Origin of the sequence: Streptomyces sp. NPDC018045, from assembly GCF_044327445.1 — a bacterium.
In the GTDB taxonomy this organism is placed as follows: domain Bacteria; phylum Actinomycetota; class Actinomycetes; order Streptomycetales; family Streptomycetaceae; genus Streptomyces.
This window is the reverse complement of record NZ_JBIRFL010000024.1, coordinates 43,774-63,834: the sequence shown is the minus strand read 5'-3', so window position 1 is coordinate 63,834 and position 20,061 is coordinate 43,774. Positions and strand designations below refer to the sequence as shown.

20 protein-coding genes and 1 riboswitch are annotated in these 20,061 nt (G+C 74.8%); of the genes, 11 read left to right on the top strand and 9 right to left on the bottom strand.

Annotation, left to right across the window (positions count from 1 at the left end):
* Positions 1–20: 20 nt before the first annotated feature.
* From ACH4EB_RS32085 to ACH4EB_RS32070, 4 genes are all read right to left on the bottom strand, one after another.
* Entirely contained in the window at positions 21–1,001 is a 981-nt protein-coding gene (locus ACH4EB_RS32085; RefSeq protein ID WP_398351662.1) for a cobalamin biosynthesis protein, read from the bottom strand.
* Between the two features lie 130 nt (positions 1,002–1,131).
* Positions 1,132–1,282, bottom strand: a riboswitch (cobalamin riboswitch).
* A gap of 199 nt (positions 1,283–1,481) precedes the next feature.
* On the bottom strand, positions 1,482–1,727 hold the full coding sequence (locus ACH4EB_RS32080) for a hypothetical protein (protein WP_398351661.1): 246 nt from the start codon (positions 1,725–1,727) through the stop codon (positions 1,482–1,484).
* 64 nt (positions 1,728–1,791) lie between these two features.
* A complete protein-coding gene (locus tag ACH4EB_RS32075; protein ID WP_398351659.1) occupies positions 1,792–3,132 on the bottom strand; it encodes an inorganic phosphate transporter in 1,341 nt (446 codons plus the stop codon).
* Between the two features lie 212 nt (positions 3,133–3,344).
* Positions 3,345–3,998, bottom strand: coding sequence for a GH25 family lysozyme (locus ACH4EB_RS32070; RefSeq protein WP_398351657.1), 654 nt, complete (start codon positions 3,996–3,998; stop codon positions 3,345–3,347).
* 456 nt (positions 3,999–4,454) lie between these two features.
* Here ACH4EB_RS32070 and ACH4EB_RS32065 point away from each other — a divergent pair, with 456 nt between their 5' ends.
* The 3 genes from ACH4EB_RS32065 to ACH4EB_RS32055 all read left to right on the top strand — a co-directional run bounded on the left by ACH4EB_RS32065 (position 4,455) and on the right by ACH4EB_RS32055 (position 8,867).
* Positions 4,455–5,108: a class II aldolase/adducin family protein gene (locus ACH4EB_RS32065; RefSeq protein ID WP_398351655.1), complete on the top strand. Its 654-nt coding sequence runs from the start codon at positions 4,455–4,457 to the stop codon at positions 5,106–5,108.
* Positions 5,109–5,821: 713 nt separating this feature from the next.
* Entirely contained in the window at positions 5,822–6,946 is a 1,125-nt protein-coding gene (locus ACH4EB_RS32060) for an alpha/beta hydrolase (RefSeq protein WP_398351654.1), read from the top strand.
* Between the two features lie 316 nt (positions 6,947–7,262).
* Positions 7,263–8,867 (top strand): hypothetical protein, encoded by a 1,605-nt coding sequence (locus ACH4EB_RS32055; RefSeq protein ID WP_398351653.1) that lies wholly within the window; start codon positions 7,263–7,265, stop codon positions 8,865–8,867.
* Between the two features lie 42 nt (positions 8,868–8,909).
* On the opposite strand, the gene ACH4EB_RS32050 is transcribed toward ACH4EB_RS32055, so the two are convergent.
* Entirely contained in the window at positions 8,910–9,335 is a 426-nt protein-coding gene (locus ACH4EB_RS32050; RefSeq protein ID WP_398351651.1) for a VOC family protein, read from the bottom strand.
* Positions 9,336–9,834: 499 nt separating this feature from the next.
* Here ACH4EB_RS32050 and ACH4EB_RS32045 point away from each other — a divergent pair, with 499 nt between their 5' ends.
* The 3 genes from ACH4EB_RS32045 to ACH4EB_RS32035 all read left to right on the top strand — a co-directional run bounded on the left by ACH4EB_RS32045 (position 9,835) and on the right by ACH4EB_RS32035 (position 12,961).
* On the top strand, positions 9,835–11,433 hold the full coding sequence (locus ACH4EB_RS32045) for an ABC-F family ATP-binding cassette domain-containing protein (protein WP_398351649.1): 1,599 nt from the start codon (positions 9,835–9,837) through the stop codon (positions 11,431–11,433).
* Positions 11,434–11,842: 409 nt separating this feature from the next.
* On the top strand, positions 11,843–12,064 hold the full coding sequence (locus tag ACH4EB_RS32040) for a helix-turn-helix domain-containing protein (protein WP_030021347.1): 222 nt from the start codon (positions 11,843–11,845) through the stop codon (positions 12,062–12,064).
* Positions 12,065–12,181: 117 nt separating this feature from the next.
* Positions 12,182–12,961 (top strand): enoyl-CoA hydratase/isomerase family protein, encoded by a 780-nt coding sequence (locus ACH4EB_RS32035; RefSeq protein ID WP_398351646.1) that lies wholly within the window; start codon positions 12,182–12,184, stop codon positions 12,959–12,961.
* A gap of 14 nt (positions 12,962–12,975) precedes the next feature.
* On the opposite strand, the gene ACH4EB_RS32030 is transcribed toward ACH4EB_RS32035, so the two are convergent.
* Entirely contained in the window at positions 12,976–13,740 is a 765-nt protein-coding gene (locus tag ACH4EB_RS32030; protein WP_398351644.1) for a hypothetical protein, read from the bottom strand.
* A 194-nt stretch (positions 13,741–13,934) separates the two neighbouring features.
* Between ACH4EB_RS32030 and ACH4EB_RS32025 the strand changes: the two genes are divergently transcribed.
* The 5 genes from ACH4EB_RS32025 to amaP all read left to right on the top strand — a co-directional run bounded on the left by ACH4EB_RS32025 (position 13,935) and on the right by amaP (position 16,514).
* Positions 13,935–14,417 (top strand): Asp23/Gls24 family envelope stress response protein, encoded by a 483-nt coding sequence (locus tag ACH4EB_RS32025; RefSeq protein WP_398351642.1) that lies wholly within the window; start codon positions 13,935–13,937, stop codon positions 14,415–14,417.
* A gap of 83 nt (positions 14,418–14,500) precedes the next feature.
* Positions 14,501–14,698: a hypothetical protein gene (locus ACH4EB_RS32020; RefSeq protein ID WP_398351641.1), complete on the top strand. Its 198-nt coding sequence runs from the start codon at positions 14,501–14,503 to the stop codon at positions 14,696–14,698.
* A gap of 6 nt (positions 14,699–14,704) precedes the next feature.
* Complete coding sequence (locus ACH4EB_RS32015; RefSeq protein WP_398351640.1) at positions 14,705–15,109, top strand: hypothetical protein; 405 nt, start codon at positions 14,705–14,707, stop codon at positions 15,107–15,109.
* Positions 15,106–15,900 carry a DUF6286 domain-containing protein gene (locus tag ACH4EB_RS32010; RefSeq protein WP_398351638.1) on the top strand — a complete coding sequence of 265 codons (795 nt, stop codon included), beginning with the start codon at positions 15,106–15,108 and terminating at the stop codon, positions 15,898–15,900. The genes ACH4EB_RS32015 and ACH4EB_RS32010 overlap by 4 nt, the downstream gene beginning before the upstream one ends.
* Positions 15,901–15,908: 8 nt before the next feature.
* Positions 15,909–16,514 carry an alkaline shock response membrane anchor protein AmaP gene (gene amaP, locus ACH4EB_RS32005; protein ID WP_398351637.1) on the top strand — a complete coding sequence of 202 codons (606 nt, stop codon included), beginning with the start codon at positions 15,909–15,911 and terminating at the stop codon, positions 16,512–16,514.
* A gap of 42 nt (positions 16,515–16,556) precedes the next feature.
* Here the strand turns inward: amaP and ACH4EB_RS32000 are convergent, their stop codons facing one another.
* The 3 genes from ACH4EB_RS32000 to ACH4EB_RS31990 are packed head-to-tail and all read right to left on the bottom strand — an operon-like array spanning position 16,557 to position 20,016.
* Positions 16,557–17,312 carry an SDR family oxidoreductase gene (locus ACH4EB_RS32000; RefSeq protein ID WP_398351635.1) on the bottom strand — a complete coding sequence of 252 codons (756 nt, stop codon included), beginning with the start codon at positions 17,310–17,312 and terminating at the stop codon, positions 16,557–16,559.
* A gap of 5 nt (positions 17,313–17,317) precedes the next feature.
* Positions 17,318–19,102 carry a glycoside hydrolase family 15 protein gene (locus ACH4EB_RS31995; RefSeq protein WP_398351633.1) on the bottom strand — a complete coding sequence of 595 codons (1,785 nt, stop codon included), beginning with the start codon at positions 19,100–19,102 and terminating at the stop codon, positions 17,318–17,320.
* Between the two features lie 29 nt (positions 19,103–19,131).
* Positions 19,132–20,016 carry an SURF1 family protein gene (locus tag ACH4EB_RS31990; RefSeq protein ID WP_398351631.1) on the bottom strand — a complete coding sequence of 295 codons (885 nt, stop codon included), beginning with the start codon at positions 20,014–20,016 and terminating at the stop codon, positions 19,132–19,134.
* Between the last annotated feature and the right edge of the window lie 45 nt (positions 20,017–20,061).

Sequence of the window (20,061 nt, the reverse complement as noted above, 5' to 3'; positions counted from 1 at the left end):
CTCGCCGTCCGCACTGCTGCTCACTTGGCCCTCCCGGCCGTACGGGCCCGCCGTACCGCCCCGGCCGCGAGCCGGCCCGCGACCGTGGCCGTCAGCGCCAGCGCGCTGACCCGGCGCGACAGCCGCACGGCCCGTTCGATGTCCGGGACCGCGACGGGGCGCCCGGTGCCGCCGTTGAGCACCGGGCGGTGCTCGACCCGGCCGCCGTACGCCAGCGTGCCGCCCAGCCGTACGCCCAGCGCCCCGGCGAACGCCGCCTCCACCGGGCCTGCGTTGGGGCTCGGGTGGGACGGGCCGTCCTGCCGCCAGGCGCGCCACGCGCCCCGCCGGTCCGGCCCCGCCAGCACCGCCAGCGCGGCGGACAGCCGGGAGCCGGGAAAGCCGGCCACGTCGTCGAGCCGCGCCGCGGCCCAGCCGAAGCGGCGGTAGCGCGGCGACCTGTGCCCCACCATCGCGTCCAGCGTGTTGACCGCGCGGAAGGCCAGCAGCCCCGGCACACCGGCGGCCGCGCCCCACACCAGGGCGCCGACCACCGCGTCCGAGGTGTTCTCGGCGACGGACTCGACCACCGCGCGCGCCATCTGCTGCCCGTCCAGGGCCTGCGGGTCGCGCCCGCACAGGTGCGGCAGCCGCTCGCGCGCCACGTCCAGGTCGCCCGCCGCGAGCGCACCGCCGACGGCCCGCGCCTCGCGGCCCAGCGAGGTGCCGCCCAGCACCGCCCAGGTGGCGGCGGCGGTCAGCGCGACGGAGGCCGGGAAGGCGGCGGGGGAGCGGCGCACGGCGCGCTCCAGCAGCGCCGCACCGGCGGCGGTACCGCCCGCGAGCAGCGCGGTGTGCAGGGCGCCGGGCCCGCGGTGGTCGCGCCACAGACGGCGTTCCACGGCGGCCGCGGCCCGCCCGAAGGCGGCCACGGGGTGGCCGCGCCGGGGGTCGCCCACGGCCAGGTCGCCGAGGAAACCGAGGGCCGCGCCGCACGCGTAGCCGGCGTGTTCGGCACGCATCGGATCAGACCGCCGTCGCGCCTCGGAGGGGCAGTACGGGCGTACGTCCAGGGGCTCTCGAACTGCGGCCGGGCATGGCGGTAGGTCCTCACTCAGGGTCCGCGCCCTGGTTCGACGGGTACGGCGACGAGAGTCTCCTGGCTCCCCGGATCGGCACTTCCCCCGGCCTTCCAGTCCGTACGGGAACCTGCGTCGCGGGACGCGGACCGTGGCCCTTGGTGGAGGGGCGCTCCCCGGTGACAGTGGCGGGACCGCGCCGGATTCTCACCGGACTTCCTCATCTGTCGCCGAATGGCTCCGGCAGTCCACCACGCTCCGCGAAGCCCGTCAACTCACGCTTGACCTGGGGGCGGAGCCGTGGCAGGGCCTGTGGGCAAGGACACAGACGGCGCGGTGCCCGGACACGGCGACGGGGCGCCCGGTGGACGCGGCGGGTACCGCGGTCACCGGACGCCCCGGGGGCCGTGCCGTGGCCGGCTCTCAGGTCGCGACGATCAGGTAGATCCCGTACGCCACGGCCGCCGCGCACAGCGCGAAGCAGACGTACGCACCGGTCCGCGCCGCGCCGCCGGGGGCGTCGGGCCCGTCGGCGGTCACCGGCGTGCCCTCCTGCCGCGGTTTGCGCGACGTGCCGACGATGCCGAGGGTGAACAGGCCCACGATCCCGACCGTCACGAACAGCGTGACGCCGAAGACCTGGCCGAGCGCTGCCCAGTCGATGTTCATTGCGTTCTCGTTCCTTCGTGGAAGCGGGGGAGGCCGTGGAAGCGGCGGGAGCCGGGCGGCCTGGTCAGCCGGCGGCCGAGCCGGCCTTGGCGCGGCGCTGGGCACGCGTCTCGTGCGGGTGGACGGTGACCGGATCGGCGATCACCGGGTCGGCGCCGACCGGGTCCGCGAGCGGCGCCTCGGCCATCGCGGGCGCCGGGATCGTGGTGACGGCCGTGGCGGGCCCGGTCACGACCGGACCGGCGGGCGGCGGCGAGACGGCCTGCAGGGCGGTGGTGACGACGCCCGCGGGCTCCGCTGCCGGGCCCTCGTTGACGTTGCTGTGGTCCACCGGCTTGCGCCGGGAGAGCGCCCAGATCACGCCGCAGACGGCGAGCGCCAGGACGGCGACGGTCGCGATGCCCCAGTCGCCCTGGTCCGCCAGGAGCGCGGCGCCCGCCGCGACCAGCCCGGCGGCCGGCAGCGTCAGGACCCAGGCGGCGGCCATCCGGCCCGCCGTGGACCAGCGCACCACGCCGCCCTTGCGGCCCAGCCCCGAGCCCATGACCGAGCCGGAGCAGACCTGGGTGGTGGAGAGCGCGAAGCCGAGGTGGGAGGAGGCCAGGATGGTGGCCGCGGCACCGGTCTGGGCGGCGAAGCCCTGCGGCGGCTGGATGTCGGTGATGCCCTTGCCCATCGTGCGGATGATCCGCCAGCCGCCCAGGTACGTGCCGAGCGCGATGGCCAGGCCGGCCGAGGCGATGACCCACAGCGGCGGGTCGGCGTGCGGGGCGACGACGCCGCCGGTGATCAGCGCGAGGGTGATCACGCCCATCGTCTTCTGGGCGTCGTTGGTGCCGTGGGCGAGGGAGACCAGCGCGGCCGAGGCGATCTGCCCGGCGCGGTAGCCCTTGGCGGTGTCCTCCTCGGCGCGGCCGCGGGCCAGCCGGTAGGTCAGCCGGGTCGCGGCCATCGAGGCCAGACCGGCCACGATCGGGGCGGCGACCGCCGGGACGAGGACCTTCATGACCACGGCGCCGCCGTGCACGCCGCTCGTGCCGACGGACACCAGGGTCGCGCCGATCAGACCGCCGAAGAGGGCGTGCGAGGAGCTGGAGGGGAGTCCGGCCAGCCAGGTGACCAGGTTCCAGATGATGGCGCCGACCAGCCCGGCGAAGATCACCTCTGGTCTGATGCCGGCGGCCTCGTCGATGATCCCGCCGGAGATGGTCTTGGCGACCTCCACGGACAAGAACGCGCCGAGCAGGTTGAGGACCGCCGACATCGCCACCGCCGCCTTGGGCGCCAGTGCCCCGGTGGAAATGGTGGTGGCCATGGCGTTGGCCGTGTCGTGGAAGCCGTTCGTAAAGTCGAACACCAAGGCCGTGACGATCACGATCCCGATGAGAAGCGTGATGTGTTCCATTCACCCAGGCAATCAGTTCGATGGTCAGTAACGCTCGGGACCGTACGGACGACGGGTGAACGGAAGGTGAACTGGGGCGGGCGCCGCAGTGACGCCCCCGCAGGGGTGGCGCGGAGGCGCCCGTGCCGCCACCCGGGCCCCACGCGTACCGGCGCGGGAACCCCGTCCGCCCCCTCGGCACCAGCGCGGCGCCGCCCCGGGCCGCCGCCGCGTCAGCCGCGCGCGAAGCGCCGTAACCCCGCGGCCGTGCCGTTCCACCGGTCCTGGTCGCCGGGCAGCGCGCCGGCCCCGGCGTGCTGCCAGATGCTCGGATACGCCCAGCCGGCGGGCAGCTCGCCCGGATTGCCGTGCCGGCGGGCCAGCCACAGCGGATGGGTGGCGGCGAACGCCCGGCTGCCGTCGGGGCAGCCGTTCCACCACCGGGCCGTCGTGTAGATCACCGGCCGCCGCCCCGTCCGGCGCAGCACCTCGGCGCTGAACCCGCGCATCCACCGGACCAGCGCGGTGCCGCTCATCCCGTGGCAGGGGTGCTCCCGGTCGTACGGATGGCGCTCGATGTCGAGCGCCGGCGGCAGCGTCCAGTCGTCCGCCTTCCAGCCGCCGCCGTGCCGCAGGAAGCGCCGGGCCTGCGCGCGGCCGGAGGACGCGTTCGGCACGCCGAAGTGGTAGGCGCCGTGCAGCAGGCCCGCCTTGCGCGCGCCCCGGTACTGCCGCGGGAAGTACGGGTTGCGGTACCAGGTCGACTCGGTGGCCTTCACGTACACGAAGCGGCCGCCCTCGGCCCGTACGGCCTTCCAGTCGACGTTCCCCTGGTGCGAGGAGACGTCGTGCCCGGCCGGCTTGGCGGCGGCCCCGGCGGCGGGCACCGCGGGCAGGGCGGTGGAGGCGTGCGTGGGTGCCGGTGAGCGTGGCCAGCGCGAGGGCCGTGGCGGTCAGCGTGCGCCGACGGCCGCGCGGTCGGTGGTGCGGCCGCTGCGGGCCGGGCGGATGGCGGGGCGGCTGCTGCGGGCCGGACGGAGGGAAGGGCAGCCGCTGCGGGCCGGACAGGCGATCGTGGTCACGGGCCATGGTTCCCCCAGGAATTCCCCCGGATGGCTGCGTGCATGAGAGATCCACGGAAGGGTATCGGGAGATCCGTACAAGACGGTCGATGCCCGGTCAATCCCTGCCGCCGTGCCCGCAGTCCGACATGGCGGATACCGGAGGGCGGGGGTCCGCCCCACGGCTCCGCGCCCGGCCCGTACGGTGACGGCAGCCACGCGCGCACCACCCACGCGCACCCCGGCGGGCCACGCCCGCACAGCACACCGGAGGGCACACGCATGACGGACCGGGAAGCCATCGACCGCGCCTGGGACGAACTGGTCGCCACCGCCCGCCGCACGGTCGCCGACGGACTCGTCGTCGGCACCTCCGGCAACGTCTCCGTCCGCGTCGGCGACCTGGTACTGGTCACCCCCACCGGCGTCCGCTACGACCGGCTCGGGTCCGGCGACCTCACCGCGGTGGACCTCGAAGGCCGCCGGACCCACGGCACGCTGCGGCCCACCAGCGAACTCCCCATGCACCTGGCCGTCTACCGCGCCACCGGCGCCACCGCGGTCGTGCACACCCACGCCGCCCACGCCACCGCCGTCTCCACCCTCGTCACCGAGCTGCCGCCGGTGCACTACATGACCGCGGCCCTCGGCGGCCCCGTGCGCGTCGCGCCGTACGCCCTCTACGGCACCGAGGAGTTGGCCGGGAACATGCTCGCCGCCCTGCGCGACCGCACCGCCTGCCTCCTGCGCAACCACGGCACCATCGCCTACGGCGACACCCTTGACGAGGCCTACGACCGCACCGCCCAGCTCGAATGGATGTGCCGCGTCTGGCTCACCGCCAGCTCCGTCCCCGGCCGCGAACCCACCCTCCTCACCCCGGAACAACTCGCCGCGGCGGGGGACCGGCTGCGGGGGTATGGGCAGCCGGGGTGATGGGGGGGGAGGGTTGGTGGGGTTGGTGGGGTTGGTGGGGTTGGTGGGTCGGTGGGGGCGCGTTGCCGGGCCGTGTCCCGTCTGGTTGGGTGCGGCCGGCCCGCTGGGCCGCGGCGCCGTCGTGCCGGTTCCGTCCGGCCGTGAGCCGCCGCGCCGCCGTCCGGTCGGTGGCCACGGCGCTGCGCCCCGTCCGGTCACTTGTCGCCGCGCCGCGCTGCCGTCCGGCTTCGCGCCGCCGCGCCGCGCCGCGTCCGGTCGCTTGCGACCGCGTTGCGCCCCGCCCGGCTTCGCGGCGTCATGCCGCGCTGCTGTCCGGTCGTTTGCTGTCGCGCCGGCCTCGTACGGCTTCGTGCCGCCGTCCGGCTTCGTGCCGTCGTGCCGCGTCCCGTCCGGGCGCGTGCCGTCGTGCGCGCTGCCGTCCGGACGCTTGCGATCGCCGGCTTCGCGTCGCCGCGCCACGCTGCCGTCCGGCTTCGTGCCGCGCTGCCGTCCGGCTTCGCGTCGCCGCACCCCGCCCCGCCCGGCCGCTTGCCGCCGCGCTGCACCCCGCCTGGCTGCCGCGCCCCCGCCCGGCCGCTTGCCGCCGCGTCGCGCCCTGCCCGCCGCGTGCCACCGCGCCCCGCCCCCGCCCGGTCACGCCCCGCCGCGCCCGCCGTCACCCGGCCGCTTCCGCCCACTGGCCGCGGTGGCGGTGCCCGCCCACACTGGGGCAGATGCGTCTGGGTACCGCGGCTGCGGCCGCCATCACGGTGATCGGTACCGGCGCGGCCGCGGTGGCGGCCGGCCGGTACGCCAGTGACATGGTCCTCAAGCCCGCGCCCGACCGGCCGCTGCCGGGCGACCCCCGGCTCACGGTGCACGCCACCGGCCCCGGGCGGATCACCCTCACCCGCAGTCTCGCCTCGCTGCGCCCCGGCACCTACGGCCTCACCGGCGCGGGCGGCCACGCCATCGTCGGCCCCCTTCTGGACGACGTGCCGCACCCGGCGGACACGGTCGTCCGCCGCCTGGAGCGGGTCACCCACGGCACCCTCCAGCCGGGCGCCCGGATGCGGCTGACCCCTCAGGTGCACATCGGCAACCCGCGCGACGCGCTGGACATCGACTGCGCCGACGTCGACATCCCCGGAGAACTGGGCGCGCTGCCCGCCTGGTTCGTGCCGGGCGCCCGGGAGACCTGGGTCATCACCGTGCACGGCCTGGGCACCACCCGGGAGCACCCCATGGTCGTCATGCCGTTCCTCAGCGACCAGCGGCTCCCCGTCCTGGACCTCGCCTACCGCAACGACATCGGCGCGCCGCACACCGCCGACGGCATCAGCCACCTCGGCGACTCCGAATGGCGCGACGTGGACGCCGCGATCCGCTACGCCGTCCAGTACGGCGCCGAGCGCGTCGTCCTGCATGGCTGGTCCACCGGCGCCTCCATGGCCCTGCACGCCGCCGCCAACTCCGGGCTGCGCGACCGCATCGCCGGCCTCGTCCTGGACTCGCCGGTCCTGGACTGGCAGGCCACCGTCCGCGCCCTGGCCGCCGCCCGCCGCGTCCCGCGCCCGCTGCTCCCGCTGGCCGTCCGCGCCACCGAGGGCAGCACCGGGCTGCACTCCGACCGGCTGGCCGAAGCCTGGACCCCGGACCTGCTCACCGTGCCGACCCTGCTGATCCACGGGCCGCACGACACCCTCGCCCCCTGGGCGGCCTCCCGCGAACTGGCGGCCCGCCGTCCCGACCTGATCACGCTTCACCCGGTGCCGCACGCCCCGCACGCCGCCATGTGGAACGCCGACCCGGCCACGTACGAGGAGACGCTGCGCCGCTTCCTCACCCCCCTCATGTGAGCCGGCCCCGCCCCCGCTCCGGGCCGTCGTGCCCGGTGCGGCCTCGTGGCGACTTGCCCGTGTTGTGACGACCTGTCCCCGCGGCCCACGACGCCCGCCGGGCCCGTGGCGACCCGTCCGTACGGACCGCAGCCACCCCGCGCGCATCCCGGGACGGCCCCTTCGTACGGCCCGTGGCCACCTCGCGTACCGCCTCCGGTGACCCGCCCGTACGCGCCGTGCCGGCCGCCCCGTGCGCCCCTCGTGCGACGGGCCGCCGGAACGTACCGACCGTTCCGATTGGGCTTTCGGGCCGTCAGCGGGAAGACTGCACCCTGTGACGTCCCGTACTCCGCGCGACTCCCGGCTCCGACTCGTCCCCCGTCAACCGATTGCCGCCGCCCGCCGAGCGGTGAGTACCCGGGCCGCCCGGCCGGCGCCCAGGCCGCCCCAGGGCACCCCGCCGCCCGCGGAACTGGCGCGGCAGGCCCGCGCCGGCCTGGCCGGTGCCGTACGGCTGGCCCGCTGGGCCGACGGCGAGCACGGCGCGGGCGCCGGGCTGCGGGCCGGTACGGACGGTGCCCTCCCGGCGGACGTCGCCGAACAGGCGGCGCGCGATCTGCGGCTGACACCCGGCCAGGTCCGCACGGACTGGGACCTGGCCCGGCTGGCCGGGCTCGTCGAACTGCACGGTGGCGTGGCCCGCCCCGGCTGGCGGCTGCGCGCCTGGGAGCGCGACGACACCGCCGCGCTGCGCGGCTGGGTCGCGCTCTTCGACGCCTGGTCGCTGGCGCGTCCCGCGCCGCCCGGCGCCGGGCCGGCCGCCGTCGCCGAGGTCGTCGAGGCCGTGCCGCAGTTGCTGTCCCTGCTGCACCTGTCGGCCGGCCCGGTCCTGCTCCCGGTCCTGCTGGACATGCTGGAACAGCGCGTCGCCGAACTCCGTACCGAGCGCTGCGAGGTGCCCTACGGCCCGGACCGGGACCCGGACACGGACCCGGGACGGGACCCGGACGGGGACACGAACCCGGGCCGGGACCTGCGCGCCGCCTCGGACACGGACCCGCACGCGGGCCCAGGACAGGACCCGCGCGCCACCTCGGAGACGGACCCGCCCGCGGCCCCGGACACAGACCCGCACGCCTCCCCGGACACGCGGCCGGACCGGGCCGGAGCGGCGGGTGACACCGCGGGGGTGTCACTCGCGGTGCTCCTGGACTGGGCGCTGGACGGCCTCGCCGCCGTGGGAGCGCTCGTCGTGCGCGACGGGGCGAAGACCGGTGTGCCCGCCGAACGCGAAGCCCTGCTCACCCCCCTCGGGAACTGGTCGGTCTGGGTCAAGCTCGAACAGATCTGTGTCGCCGCGCAGAGCCCGGCGGGCAACATCGAGCAGTCCGCCGAGGCGATGCTGCGCGGCTGCGCCCGCCTGACCCCGGGCCCGGCGCGCGCCGAATACCGTGCCTGGCTCGCCGCCCGGTCGGCGGGCAGCGCGGTCGAGGAGCTCCTCGACGTCGCCCGCGGCGAGGACGCCCTGCTGCGCGGCCTGGCCTTCGAGGCGCTGCGTGCCGTCGGCGCGCCCGCCGAGCCGGCCGTACGCGCCGCCTCCGCCGAGCCCGCCCTGCGCCCGTACGCCCTGCTCTGGCTGGTCGAGCACGAGGGCGGCGACCCGGAGACCGCGCCGGACGTGCTCACCCGCGAGGAGTCCACCTGGCTGTGGGTGGACACCGCCGCGGCCGTCGCCGACCACGGGGAGAGCCAGCTCCTGGTCCGTCACCTCGATTCGGCCGTCCAGGGCTCGGTCCCGCGCCTGCTGGAGGAGGTACGGGCCGTCGGCCACCCGCGCACCGTGCAGGTGCTGGTCGCCCTGGCCGCCGCCCACCCCGACCCGGCCCTCGCGAAGGCCGTCCGCCGCGCCGCCTTCCAGGTCCACACCGGCGGCGCGTGACGGCTCCGGGAGGTGAAGCCCCCTCAGGCCGCCGCGGGCCCCTCAGGCCTTCGGTGCCGCCGGTGCGTACGTGCCGAAGGTCCAGAGGTTGCCCTCCAGATCGCGGGCCGTGTACTCCCGGGAGCCGTAGTCCTGGTCGGTGGGCGGCGTCACTATCTCCACCCCGGCCTGCTCGGCCCGCCGGTGGTGTGCGTCCGGGTCGGGGACGGTCGCGTACACCCCGACCGGGCCGCCGGCTCCGAGCGCTTCCTCGTACGCGCCGCCGGCGCCCTTCGAGCCCAGCATCACCACGCCGTTGCCGAAGGACAGCTCGGCGTGCAGCACCGCGCCGTCCTCGCTCTCGTACAGCGCGGTCCGTGTGAAGCCGAGGCCTTCCGTGAGCTGTTTGATCGCCGCCTTCGCATCGCGGTAATGCAACGTCGGGCAGAACGTGGGGGGCCCTGCCGAACCTGCCGTCACGTCGGACATGACGCTCACCTTCCCTTGCCTGCGATCGACCCTTCCGAGCCTCTTCCGAGACCCACATCACAGTGTGGCACCAGGGTCTGACAATGCCCCGTGCACACCCGCTGACCAGCCCGGAAGCCGAGTTCCCCACGTGGTGCCCGTACCACCGCGAACCCGGGAGGCCGGACGGGTGCGAGCGCGGGGGAAGCGCAATGGGCGCCATCGGGGGAAGCGCGGGGAGACGGGGCCGATGGGGGAGCCGTCGCCGCCCGGCAACCGTCGAGGAGCAGGTCACGGCGGGTCCGGACGGCGGCTCAACGGGCGGGCGGCGGCCCGGGAAAACTGGTTGCACGTCACCGTTAGACTGGTCCGTATGGCAATTCTCCTCGTGCATTAGACGGCGCAGGCACGCCGCCCAGGCTGCCCGCCCGCACCGGTTCGTGCCGTGTACGGGGCGCGCCGCGCGGCTGTGATCATCCCCGTCCCTTCCGCTGTCCTCGTCTGCCCTGGAGTCTTTCCCGTGATCACCGCCTCCGGCCTGGAGCTGCGCGCCGGCGCCCGCGTCCTCATCGAGTCCGCCTCCTTCCGCATCGCCAAGGGCGACCGGATCGGTCTGGTCGGCCGTAACGGCGCGGGCAAGACGACCCTCACCAAGGTCCTGGCCGGCGAGGGCATCCCCGCCGCCGGCACGGTCACCCGCTCCGGCGAGGTCGGCTACCTGCCGCAGGACCCGCGCACCGGCGACCTGGACGTGCTCGCCCGCGACCGCATCCTGTCCGCCCGCGGTCTGGACGCGGTCCTGCGCAAGATGCGCGAGAACGAGGACCGGATGTCCAACGGCAAGGGCGCCACCCGCGAAAAGGCGATGAAGAAGTACGAGCGCCTGGAGACGGAGTTCCTCACCAAGGGCGGGTACGCCGCCGAGGCGGAGGCCGCGACCATCGCCGCCAGCCTGGGCCTGCCGGACCGCATCCTCGGCCAGCCCCTGCACACCCTCTCCGGCGGTCAGCGGCGCCGTGTCGAGCTGGCCCGGATCCTCTTCTCGGACTCCGACACGCTGCTGCTGGACGAGCCGACCAACCACCTCGACGCCGACTCGATCGTCTGGCTGCGCGACTACCTGAAGACGTACCGCGGCGGCTTCATCGTGATCTCCCACGACGTCGAGCTGGTCGAGACCGTGGTCAACAAGGTGTTCTACCTGGACGCCAACCGGTCCCAGATCGACATCTACAACATGGGCTGGAAGCTGTACCAGCAGCAGCGCGAGGCCGACGAGAAGCGCCGCAAGCGCGAGCGCGCCAACGCCGAGAAGAAGGCCGCCGCGCTGCACTCGCAGGCCGACAAGATGCGCGCCAAGGCCACCAAGACCGTCGCCGCGCAGAACATGGCCAAGCGCGCCGACAAGCTCCTCGCGGGCCTGGACGAGGTACGCGCCTCCGACAAGGTCGCCAAGCTGCGTTTCCCGGACCCCGCGCCCTGCGGCAAGACGCCGCTGACCGCCGAGGGCCTGTCGAAGTCGTACGGCTCCCTGGAGATCTTCACCGACGTCGACCTGGCCATCGACAAGGGCTCCCGGGTCGTCATCCTCGGCCTGAACGGCGCGGGCAAGACGACGCTGCTGCGGCTGCTGGCGGGCGTGGAGACGCCGGACACCGGCGAGGTGCGCCCCGGGCACGGCCTGAAGCTCGGCTACTACGCCCAGGAGCACGAGACGCTGGACCCGGACCGCACGGTTCTGGAGAACATGCGCTCGGCCGCGCCGGACATGGACCTGGTCGACATCCGCAAGACGCTCGGCTCGTTCCTCTTCTCCGGTGACGACGTCGACAAGCCCGCGGGCGTGCTCTCCGGTGGTGAGAAGACCCGGCTGGCGCTGGCCACCCTGGTCGTCTCCTCCGCCAACGTGCTGCTCCTGGACGAGCCGACGAACAACCTCGACCCGGCCAGCCGCGAGGAGATCCTCGGCGCGCTGCACACCTTCACCGGCGCCGTGGTGCTGGTCTCCCACGACGAGGGCGCGGTGGACGCCCTCCAGCCGGAGCGCATCATCCTGCTGCCCGACGGCGTCGAGGACCTGTGGGGCCAGGACTACGCGGACCTCGTCGCGCTGGCCTGAGGCCCGCGGCCGGGCCGGTCCGTACGGCCCGTTCTCCCGTTTTCGGCGCCCGCCGGATGCCCGGACGCGTTCCGGGGCCGGGAGGGATCAAGGACGTATGGATCATTCGGCCGACGGGTGATCCATCATCTGAGTGAGAGCGGCTCGTACATCGGCGAGCCTCCCTGTGACGGCCGGGCCCCGTGGGCCCGGCCGTCATCATTTCGTACCACCCCCCTGTGACCTGCTCGTTCATCGAGAAATCCACGGTCGCAGCGGTGTAATCCCGGGCGGAACCCCTAATTCCAAGAGTCAATCCGGCGCCTTCAGCGCCAAACGATGTGCCACGGACCTTGCTGAATGGGTGGCCAGGAAGGCCGTGAGGGGTGATCATGAGAGTCCAGAGCGCACTTCCCACGAGGAGGCACGGGTGGCCGAGACTCTGAAGAAGGGCAGCCGGGTGACCGGCGCCGCGCGCGAGAAGCTCGCGGCAGACCTGAAGAAGAAGTACGACTCCGGAGCGAGCATCCGGGCGCTGGCCGAAGAGACCGGCCGCTCCTACGGGTTCGTGCACCGGATGCTCAGCGAATCCGGTGTGACCCTGCGTGGTCGTGGCGGAGCCACCAGGGGCAAGAAGGCCGCCTCGGCCTGACCGAGGCGTTCCGCTCCGGGAGCTACGGTGCCACCCGGTCGGTCGAGCAGGCGACCGGGTGGTTACTGTTCAGTCACTTAAGCACGCAAGTGCGGTCGGCTGACTCGGAGGCGCCCCATGACTCTGCTCGACAAGGACGGTGTGCGGCTCGCCGTGGACGACGTGATCGCCACGGTGACCCTCGCCGGACCGGCCAAACGCAACGCGCAGTCGCCCGCCATGTGGCGGGCGCTGGCCGAGGCCGGATCGCTGCTGCCGGGAGACGTCCGGATCGTGGTGCTGCGCGGCGAGGGCAAGTCCTTCTCCGCCGGCCTGGACCGGCAGGCGTTCACGCCCGAAGGCTTCGACGGCGAGCCGTCGTTCCTCGACATGGCACGCGGTCCGGACAGCGAACTGGACGCCACGATCGCCGAGTACCAGGAAGCGTTCACCTGGTGGCGGCGGAACGACGTGGTGTCGATCGCCGCTGTCCAGGGCCATGCGATCGGTGCCGGCTTCCAGCTCGCGCTCGCCTGTGACCTGCGGGTGTGCGCGCACGACGCGCAGTTCGCCATGCGCGAGACCAGCCTCGGGCTGGTGCCGGACCTGACCGGCACCCACCCCCTGGTCTCCCTGGTCGGTTACGCCCGGGCGCTGGAGATCTGCGCCACGGGCCGCTTCGTCCACGCCGACGAGGCCGAACGCATCGGCCTGGCCAACCTCGTCGTGCCAGCGGCCGACCTGGACGGCGCCGTCGCGGACCTGGCGGGCGCCCTCGTCGCCGCGCCGCGCGACGCCGTCATCGAGACCAAGGCGCTGCTGATGGGCGCCGCTTCCCGTACGTACGAGGAGCAGCGGACCGCCGAACGCGCCGCGCAGGCACGCAGGCTGCGGGACCTGGCGGGCCTGGGCGAGTAGCCGCGCGCCGCACTTCAGGAGGCGGCGGCCGGTTCGAGGGCGGCGACGAGCACCGCGACGGTGGGCCGTTCCCCGTTCGCCGCCTGCCCGCCCGCCGCCTCTTCGGCCGCGGCGCGGACCGCCCGCGCCACGTCCAGCGTCCGCCGGTCCGGCGCGGCCGCCAGTTGCACCAGCACGTGCCCGTCCTCCTCGCGCACCGGCCGGGACAGCGCCCCCAGGGCCGGTACGAGCCGGACGACCCCCGGGACGCGCAGCACGGCCGTCTCCAGGGGACCGGCATCGTCGGCGGTGGCGCCCTCCGCGCCCTCCGCGCCCGGCACGTCAGGGAACGCGTCCCGGCCGCCCCCACCGTCCTCTTCCGCTTCCCCCGCGTCGAGGTCCCGCTCATCGAGCAGCTCGGTGGCCCGCAGATCGACGGCGGACACCTCCAGGCCCAGCCGCTCCGCCGCACACGTCAGCAGCGCTTCCCGCAGGAGGCCCGCGGAGGCCGGGACGGGGCGCCCGGCCGTGGCCGCGAAGTCCGCCTCGATCAGCAGCGGTCCCGGCGGCAGCGCGCTCGGCGGCGCCGGGACCGCCGGGTCCGGCGCGGCCACCGTGTCCGCCAAGGACAGCCGGAGCGTGCCGACACGCAGGCCCGGCAGGGCGTCGCCCGCCTCCCGCAGGACGCCGGCGGCCGCCCGTTCGGCGATCCACGCCCCGTCCGCCGGGCCGCCCAGCGGCAGCAGCCGGCCCAGTCCGAGCTGCCGCCGTACCGCCGTCACCAACTGGTCACCGGCCACGGGCCGTCACCTCTTTCCCGAACAGTGATTTCCACCTTGCCGCACACCCGGCCGGGCGGCAGGGCCAGGTATCCGAATGGCGGCGCCCGATCCACTCCTCTGCCGCATCCCCGCAGCGGGCCCGAGGAAGCCGTCTTATGGTGGGAAACGGAGCGACTTGCAGGCTCCGACCCGTCGGGAAGGGACGATCGGCGATGACCGAGAGCGCACAAGGTAACCGGCCCGAGCCGCGGACCGGTGACTCGCAGGGCAAGACGCTGGGAGCCAAGCGGGGCGGCGGCGACCCCGCGACCCGCGGGCGTACCACCATCGCCGACGGTGTCGTGGAGAAGATCGCCGGAATGGCCGCCCGCGACGTGCTGGGCGTCCACGCGATGGGCAGCGGCTTCGCCCGCACGCTCGGCGCGGTGCGCGACCGGGTGCCGGGCGGCAGCAAGTCGGTGACCCGCGGCGTCAAGGCCGAGGTCGGCGAGGTGCAGACCGCGCTGGACCTGGAGATCGTCGTCGAGTACGGCGTCGCCATCGCGGACCTCGCCAGGGCCGTACGGGAGAACGTCATCTCCGCCGTGGAGCGGATGACGGGCCTGGAGGTCGTCGAGGTCAACATTGCGGTGAGCGATGTGAAGCTGCCCGACGACGAGGAGGACGAGGACGACGAGGAGCCGCGCCTCCAGTAGTGCGGGGCCGGTCTGACAGTCCATCGCGCCGGGGCTTCGCTCCGCAGGACCCGGCCGGGGTGGTAGCGAAGGGAAGCGCGTAGATGAGCATGGCCGTGGTCGGCCTGTTGGCCGGAATGGCGCTGGGCTTCGCCGGATACTTCGGCGGTTTCGGGGCCTTCGTACTGGTGGCGGCGCTGGGCGTCATCGGATTCATCGTCGGACGGTTCGTCGACGGCGATCTGGAACCCGGCGAGTTCTTCCGGACGCGTACGGGCGACCGCGACGACCGGCGGAGGTGACGCCCGGTGGCGACCGTGTCCCCCGCGGCCGCGGCACCCGGCGCCGCCCAGCCGGCCGTACCGGCCGGTGAACGGGGCGCCACGCGGATCGCGGACCGGGTCGTGGCCAAGATCGCCGCGCAGGCCGCGCGCGAGGCCCTGCGCGACGCGTCCACCGCGCACACCGACGCCCACGCGTCGGTGACGGTGCGCCGCCGCGACGGGCGGCGGGACTTCGGCGAGGCCCGGGTACGGCTGGCCGTCGAGCTGGGCTACCCCTCCGACATCGGCGCCCAGTGCGGCGCCGTCCGGCGACGGGTCACCCAGCGGGTCCGCGAACTGGCCGGCATGTCGGTGCCCGAGGTCGCCGTCCAGGTCGAGCGGCTGCACGCGCCCCAGACGGAGCGCTCCGGCCGGGGGAGGGTGCGATGAACGACGACCCCGATCTGCGGCACACCCAGCGGCTGCCCACTCTCGACAAGTCGGCGGGCGCCACGGCGGTTCCGTCCGGCCAGGGCGGCTCCGGCACACCTTCCGGCCCAGACGATGCCGGTACTTCTGACGGCCCCGACGGCCCGGACGGCCCGGGCGGCCAGGCCGGCTCCGGCCCTCCGGGCGGCCCCGGGCACACCGGCCCGGCGGACACCGGGCGGCCCCCGGGCGAGGAGACCGACGGCGGCGGCCGGGCCCGGCGCTTCCGGTCGGCCCGGCGCGTACCGTCCGCGCTGGTCGCGCTCGTCGTGCTCGGCGCCGCCGGACTGCTGCTGTACGACGTGGCCGCGGTGCGCGCCGACCGCCCCGCGATGGCCTGGCGCAAGCGCCTCGCCACCGAGTTGGCGTCCCGTCACCTGGACGACGTCTGGGTCCTGGTGGGCGCCGCGGTGGCCGTGGTCCTCGGCCTGTGGCTGCTGGTCCTCGCGCTGACGCCCGGCCTGCGCGGCGTGCTGCCGATGCGGCGTACGACACCGGACGTACGCGGCGGCCTGGACCGCGCCGCGGCCGCGCTGGTGCTGCGCGACCGGGCCATGGAGGTGCCGGGCGTGCAGTCCGTACGGGTCGCCGTCGGCCGCCGCCGGGCCAAGGCGCGTGCGGTCTCGCACTTCCGCGAACTGGACGAGGTACGGAGCGACCTGGACACGGCGCTCGGCGACGGGCTGCGGCAGTTGGGCCTCGCCCGGCGGCCCGCGCTGTCCGTACGGGTGCGCCGGTCGGCGAAGAGGTGAGCACGGCGATGCACAAGGTCCTGCGAACGGTCAACCGGGTGCTGCTGGGTCTGATCGGCCTGGTGCTCATCGGCGTCGGCGGCACCGTCCTGTTCGGCGGCTTCGACCTGCCGCGCAAGTGGGGCTCCGGCCTGCCGTCCGGGTGGCGCTGGGCCCGGCCGGACGACGTGCTGCTGCGGGACACGGACCGCACGCGCTGGACGGGCCACGGCTGGTGGTGGCCGGTGGTCATCGCGGCGCTGGCCGTGCTCGTCCTGCTGGCGCTGTGGTGGCTGCTGTCCCAGTTCCGGCGGCACCGGCTGAGCGAGATCCTCGTGGACAGCGGCGACGGCGAGGGCGCCCAGGTGCGCGGCCGGGCGCTGGAGAGCGTCCTGACGGCCGAGGCCGAGTCGCTGGACGGGGTCGACCGGGCCCGGATGCGGCTGACCGGGCGCCGCACGGAACCGCGGCTGCGGGCCGGACTGGCGCTCGCCCCGCACGCGGAGCCCTGCGCCGTGGTGGCCCGCCTCTCGTCGCAGACGATCGCCCACGCGCGCACCTCGGCCGGTCTGGAGCGGCTGCCGACCGAGGTACGGTTGCGGGCGGTCAAGCACCGGGCCGAGCGGGTGAGTTAGCCACGGGGCTGCGCCCGTAGGCGCAGCCGTTCTCGGCGCGGCTCAGAACCCGCGTCGCTTGCCGCCGTCCACCGGCACCATCACACCCGTCACGTACGACGCGGCGGGCGACAGCAGGAACGCCGCCGTGCGGCCGAACTCCGCCGGTTCGCCGTAGCGGCGCAAGGGGATGGTCGCGCTGTTGCGGGCGCGGGACTCCTCGGGGTCCCCGGACAGCGCGTCGAGCTGGGTCATCCGGTCCGTGGCGATACGTCCCGGCAGGACGCCGAAGACGCGGATGCCGCGCGGGCCCAGCTCGTCGGCGAGGGCCTTGGCGTAGCCCGCGAGGCCCGGGCGCAGGCCGTTGGAGACGGCCAGCCCGTCGATGGGCTCGTGGACCGAGCCGGACAGGACGAAGCCGATCGCGCCGCCGTCGCCGAGCGCCGCGGACGCCGTGCGGGCGAGCCGTACCGCGCCCAGGAAGACCGACTCGAAGGCCGTCCGCCACGCGTCGTCGGTGGTGCCGGTGGGGGCTCCCGGCGGCGGGCCGCCGACGCTCACGAGGATGCCGTCGAGGCGGCCGAAGCGCTCGCGGGCCGTGTCGACCAGGCGCGCGGCGGCGTCGGGGTCGGCGTTGTCCGCCGCGACACCGTGCGCGCGGGCGCCGAGCGAGGCCGCCGCGGCCCGCGCGCTCTCCTCGGCACGCCCGCTGAGGACGACGTTCGCACCGTCGGCGACCAGTTCCCGGGCGGTGGCGAAGCCGAGGCCGCGGGTGGCGCCGGTGACGATGTAGGTCCGGTCGGTGAGTCCTAGATCCATGGGGGTCAGTCTGCCCCGTCGCACCCGAACATGGTGAAGGCGGTACCGATGAGGCCGATGTGGCTGAACGCCTGGGGGAAATTGCCCAACTGGCGGCCGGCTACCGGGTCGTACTCCTCGGCCAGCAGCCCCAGGTCGTTGGGCAGCCGCAGCAGCCGGTCGAACAGCTCCCCGGCCTCCTTCCGCCGTCCGGTCAGGTGCAGGGCCTCGGCCAGCCAGAACGAGCACACCAGGAAGGTGCCCTCGTCGCCCGGCAGTCCGTCCACGGTGCTGCCGTCGGTGCTGTAACGCCGTATCAGGCCGCCGTGCGCCAGCTCCGCGCGGACCGCGTCGACCGTGCCGACGGCCCGCGGATCGTCGGCGGGCAGGAAGCCGAGGCGCGGGATCAGCAGGGTGGACGCGTCCAGCAGATCCGAGCCGTAGGACTGGACGAAGGTGTTGCGCTCGGCGTCGTAGCCCTTCTCGCACACCTCGCGGTGCACCGTGTCGCGCATCGTGCGCCAGCGTGCCACATCCCCCTCCAGCTCGGGGCGGGCCTCGACCGCCTTGACGGCGCGGTCGGCGGCGACCCACGCCATGATCTTGGAGTGCACGAAGTGCCGGCGGGGCCCGCGGACCTCCCACAGCCCTTCGTCCGGCTCGCGCCAGTGCGACTCCAGGAAGTCCAGCAGCGAGCGCTGGATGTTCCAGGCGTGCGGCTTGGACGGCAGGCCCGCGACGCGCGCGATGTGGAAGGAGTCCAGCACCCCGCCGTACACGTCGAGCTGCCGCTGTTCGACGGCGGCGTTGCCGACGCGTACGGGCGTGGACCCGGCGTAGCCGCCGAGCCAGGGCAGCTCGGTCTCCGGCAGCCGCCGCTCGCCGCCCAGGCCGTACATGATCTGGAGATCGGCCGGGTTGCCGGCCACCGCGCGCAGCAGCCAGTCCCGCCAGGCCGCGGCCTCTTCGGTGTACCCGGCGGTGACCAGCGAGTTGAGGGTCAAGGTGGCGTCGCGCAGCCAGCAGAAGCGGTAGTCCCAGTTGCGTACGCCGCCCAGTTCCTCGGGCAGCGAGGTGGTGGGCGCGGCGACGATGCCGCCGGTGGGCGCGAAGGTCAGGGCCTTGAGCGTGATCAGCGAGCGCAGCACCTGCGCGCGGTACGGGCCGTCGTAGCGGCAGTGCGCCGACCACGTCCGCCAGTCCTCCAGGGTGTGCTCCAGCGCCTCGTACGGATCGATCTCGGTGGGGCGCGGCTCGTGCGAAGGGTGCCAGGTCAGGATGAGAGCGACCCGCTCGCCGGCGGCGACGCCGAAGTCCGAGCGGGTGCTGAGCCCCTGCCCGTACGTCTTGACCTCGGGCTCGGTGCGCAGCCAGGCGGAGTCCGGTCCGGCCACCGCGACGCGGCACCGGCCGACGTGCCGCACCCAGGGCACGACCAGGCCGTAGTCGAAGCGCAGCCGCAGCACCCCCTGCATGGGGACGTCGCCCTCCAGGCCCTCCACGATGCGCACGACGTCGGGCGCGCGGTCGCGCTGCGGCATGAAGTCGGTGACCTTCACCGAGCCGGTGGCGGTGTGCCAGACGGTGTCCAGGACGAGGGAGTCGCCGCGGTAGGAGCGTTCCGGCCGGGCGTCGGGGTCGGCGGGGGCGAGCAGCCAGTGCCCGTTCTCCTCGTCGCCGAGCAGCGCCGCGAAGCAGGCTGCGGAGTCGAAGTGGGGCAGGCACAGCCAGTCGACCGAGCCGTTCCGGCCGACCAGGGCGGCGGTCTGGAGGTCACCGATGAGCGCGTAGTCCTCGATGGGTGCGTGCACGCGGTGCCCCTTCCGTCAGCGGCCGCCGGCTACTCGGTGCTGGCGACTGTACGGCGCGACGGCTCGGCCTGCGGGGATTCCGCGGTGGCGGCGCCGGTTCCGGTATCGCCGGTCCCGCCGCCGTCGCCCGCGGCTTCGGCGCCGTTCGCGGCGGCGGCCAGCCGGTCCTTGCGTTCCCGGCGCACCAGGACGAACCAGCCGACGGGCACGGCCGCGGCGAACAGCCACCACTGGACCGCGTAGGCCATGTGCGGGCCGATGCTGTCGTGGTCCGGCGGGGGGACCAGCTCGGGCTTGCCGCCGGCCGGGTCCGGCGCGGTCTGCTCGATGTAGCCGCCGAGGACCGGCCGGTGCAGGGCCTCGGCCTGCTGCGCGCTGTTGATCAGCATGACCTGGCGCTCGGGCAGGCCGCGCTTGTCCTTGATGCCGCTGCCCTCGGTGGTCTCGTCCGCCATCAGCCGGCCGGTGACGGTGACCTGGCCCTTGGGGGCGGGGGGTACCTCGGGGAAGCGGGTGAGGTCGTTGCCGGCGGCGATCCAGCCGCGGTTGACCAGGACGGTGGTGCCCCGGCGCGGCCCCTGGTCCAGGACCAGCGGGGTCAGGACGTAGTAGCCGATGGTCTTCTCGTCGGCAGCGGTGCGCTGGCGGACGACCACCTCGTGCCGCGTGTCGTACGTGCCGGTGGCGGTGACCCGGCGCCACATGTCGTCGCGGGGCAGGGTCCGGCCGGGTGCGGTCAGGTCGGTGACCGGGACCGGACGGGCCTCCAGGTTGTCCGAGATGAGCTGGTTCTGCGCGACCCGGTGTTCGTGGCGGTGGAACTGCCAGAAGCCCAGCTTGATCATCACTGGGATCAGTACGAGGCCCACGAGGGTGAGGATCACCCACTGCCGGGACAACAGGAAGCGGTACACCCCACGAAGGTACAACCGAGGCACCCGGCACCCCGGCGGCGGGGT

Excerpts from the sequence above, each read along its gene's own strand:
- ACH4EB_RS32035 (WP_398351646.1), top strand. The coding sequence starts at position 12,182 with ATGACTCTGCTCGACAAGGACGGTGTGCGGCTCGCCGTGGACGACGTG.
- ACH4EB_RS32010 (WP_398351638.1), top strand. The coding sequence starts at position 15,106 with ATGAACGACGACCCCGATCTGCGGCACACCCAGCGGCTGCCCACTCTC.
- ACH4EB_RS32050 (WP_398351651.1), bottom strand. The coding sequence starts at position 9,335 with ATGTCCGACGTGACGGCAGGTTCGGCAGGGCCCCCCACGTTCTGCCCG.
- ACH4EB_RS32000 (WP_398351635.1), bottom strand. The coding sequence starts at position 17,312 with ATGGATCTAGGACTCACCGACCGGACCTACATCGTCACCGGCGCCACC.
- amaP (WP_398351637.1), top strand. The coding sequence starts at position 15,909 with ATGCACAAGGTCCTGCGAACGGTCAACCGGGTGCTGCTGGGTCTGATC.
- ACH4EB_RS32080 (WP_398351661.1), bottom strand. The coding sequence starts at position 1,727 with ATGAACATCGACTGGGCAGCGCTCGGCCAGGTCTTCGGCGTCACGCTG.
- ACH4EB_RS32060 (WP_398351654.1), top strand. The coding sequence starts at position 5,822 with ATGCGTCTGGGTACCGCGGCTGCGGCCGCCATCACGGTGATCGGTACC.
- ACH4EB_RS32025 (WP_398351642.1), top strand. The coding sequence starts at position 13,935 with ATGACCGAGAGCGCACAAGGTAACCGGCCCGAGCCGCGGACCGGTGAC.
- ACH4EB_RS32075 (WP_398351659.1), bottom strand. The coding sequence starts at position 3,132 with ATGGAACACATCACGCTTCTCATCGGGATCGTGATCGTCACGGCCTTG.
- ACH4EB_RS32085 (WP_398351662.1), bottom strand. The coding sequence starts at position 1,001 with ATGCGTGCCGAACACGCCGGCTACGCGTGCGGCGCGGCCCTCGGTTTC.
- ACH4EB_RS32020 (WP_398351641.1), top strand. The coding sequence starts at position 14,501 with ATGAGCATGGCCGTGGTCGGCCTGTTGGCCGGAATGGCGCTGGGCTTC.
- ACH4EB_RS32065 (WP_398351655.1), top strand. The coding sequence starts at position 4,455 with ATGACGGACCGGGAAGCCATCGACCGCGCCTGGGACGAACTGGTCGCC.